Source organism: Sodalis-like endosymbiont of Proechinophthirus fluctus (assembly GCF_001602625.1).
Taxonomy (GTDB): domain Bacteria; phylum Pseudomonadota; class Gammaproteobacteria; order Enterobacterales; family Enterobacteriaceae.
The window spans coordinates 19,325-19,706 of record NZ_LECR01000002.1 but is presented as its reverse complement, the minus strand read 5'-3'; the positions used below and the strand labels follow the sequence as shown (position 1 = coordinate 19,706).

At 57.6% G+C, this 382-nt stretch carries 1 pseudogene; it reads left to right on the top strand.

Annotated features, from left to right (window positions below):
* Positions 1-382 (top strand): annotated as a pseudogene (locus BG74_RS00255) (hypothetical protein); the annotation flags it as partial.

Sequence of the window (382 nt, the reverse complement as noted above, 5' to 3'; positions counted from 1 at the left end):
TCGTGGCTTACCATCGCAGAGAAAATCGGCGCATGGGTGCTGGGTTGTCTGACTTTTTTCTCCAACCGCAGTCGGCACGATGACGAAGATGACGAAGATGACGAAGATGACGAAGATGACGACCTGTCTCTACGGCCATCGGGCGCGACTTGCCTGAGAGAAGCGGCACCGTCCTCCGCCCTGCCGCCGAAGCAGGCAGACCAGGTACCGCATTACCGTTTTGAATTGCCTGGCACGCTAGCCGATCCTCACGCTTTGGCTGCCGAGGACGATGAGCCACGCATGGGCGACTGGCAACCAGATCTGGATGCGCCATACACCCCTTATGACTTCACTGTAGCTCAAAAAAACAGTAGTGTGCTGGCAGCCGGCATCGCTACCG